Genomic DNA, 1,516 nt, shown 5'->3' on the forward strand with positions numbered 1-1,516 from the left:
GCTTCAGCAGCAGCACCTTGAGCAAATACTGCAACGCGTTTGGTTTTACCCGTACCCGCAGGTAGGTTAGTAGCTCCACGAACGACCTGATCAGATTTACGTGGATCAACACCCAAGTTTACAGCGATGTCGATAGACTCTTTGAATTTTAGCGCTGGTAAATCATTTAAGATTTGTACCGCTTCTTCAATAGTGTACTGCTTTTCGTTATCGATACGGCTGTTAATTTCTTTTTGGCGTTTGGTTAACTTAGACATTATACACCCTCCACGGTAATACCCATTGAACGAGCGGTACCAGCAACGGTACGAATAGCAGCATCAAGATCAGCAGCAGTCAAATCTGCATTTTTAGTCTTAACGATTTCTTCTAGTTGCGCACGATCAACTTTACCGACTTTAGCAGTATTAGGCGTACCTGAGCCTTTAGCGATCCCAGCAGCTTTACGCAATAAGAACGCAGCTGGTGGTGACTTCATAATGAAGGTAAAAGACTTGTCGTTGTAGACTGTAATCTCAGTTGGAATCGGCAGACCCGGCTCTTGGTTAGAGGTCGCAGCGTTGAACTCTTTACAGAACGCCATGATATTCACACCTTTTTGACCCAATGCTGGACCGATCGGTGGTGAAGGATTTGCTTTACCTGCAGGCACTTGCAGTTTGATGTAACCATCAATCTTCTTAGCCATGTTACTCTCCTAAATGGGTGATAGCGCCAAATCAATATCATATGGTAACGTTATTGATTAACAGCTCCCCTGTTGATGAATTTTTTGCGGGTTTAGTCTAGCTTTTCAACCTTACTAAACTCAAGCTCAACCTGAGTCGGTCGATTAAATACATTTACCGTTAATTGCAATTTAGATTTTTCGTAATCTACTTTTTCTACCAACCCTTTAAAGTCAGTAAATGGGCCATCAATGACCAATAATTCTTCGCCTGGCTCAAATAATGTTTTTGGACGCGGATTGGTTTCATTTTGGTTCAAACGGTTTAGAATACGATCTGCTTCTACTTGCGTAATTGGCGCAGGTGTTTCGGGAGTGCCACCGACAAAGCCCATAATGCGTGGACAGTCTTTGACAATATGCCAAGTGTTGTCGTTCATTTCCATTTGAATCAATACATATCCTGGAAAAAACTTACGCTCACTTTTGCGTTTTTTACCGTCTTTCATCTCCACCACTTCTTCGGTAGGAACCAATACATCACCGAAATTTTCTGCGAAGTCACTACGATTAATACGCTCGATTAATGAGCGTTGTACTTGTTTTTCATATCCTGAAAACGCTTGGACAATATACCAACGCATATCACGCTCCTAATCGCTATAAGTAAAAGTTTGGGTCAAAAGAGACTAATACGCTCTTATTAACCAATAAATATACCAACAAACCAATTAAAAAAGTTATCCAACAACCAAATAAAAAGACCTACAATCGCAATCACAACAATCACTTGCCATGTGTATTGAAAGGTTTCGTCTTTACCAGGCCAGGTGACACGACGTAATTCAA

General features: G+C 41.3%; 3 protein-coding genes and 1 pseudogene. All 4 read right to left on the reverse strand.

The genetic code is table 11. The features are described 5' to 3' along the window. A pseudogene (locus tag ACS8FD_RS14240) lies at positions 1–257 on the reverse strand (50S ribosomal protein L1); the annotation flags it as partial. After that, positions 257–688 (reverse strand): 50S ribosomal protein L11, encoded by a 432-nt coding sequence (gene rplK / locus ACS8FD_RS14245; RefSeq protein ID WP_299217936.1) that lies wholly within the window; start codon positions 686–688, stop codon positions 257–259. The gene rplK and the pseudogene ACS8FD_RS14240, both read right to left, overlap by 1 nt. Positions 689–780: 92 nt before the next feature. Then, positions 781–1,311, reverse strand: a complete 531-nt coding sequence (gene nusG / locus ACS8FD_RS14250; RefSeq protein ID WP_299217938.1) for a transcription termination/antitermination protein NusG — start codon at positions 1,309–1,311, stop codon at positions 781–783. Positions 1,312–1,370: 59 nt separating this feature from the next. Beyond that, positions 1,371–1,516 (reverse strand): preprotein translocase subunit SecE (gene secE / locus ACS8FD_RS14255; protein ID WP_439276345.1); only part of this gene is annotated, 146 nt, incomplete at its 5' end.

It is taken from the genome of Psychrobacter sp. 1U2 (genome assembly GCF_051847575.1).

Coding starts and splice junctions, on each gene's coding strand:
- rplK (WP_299217936.1), bottom strand. CDS start 688: ATGGCTAAGAAGATTGATGGTTACATCAAACTGCAAGTGCCTGCAGGT.
- nusG (WP_299217938.1), bottom strand. CDS start 1,311: ATGCGTTGGTATATTGTCCAAGCGTTTTCAGGATATGAAAAACAAGTA.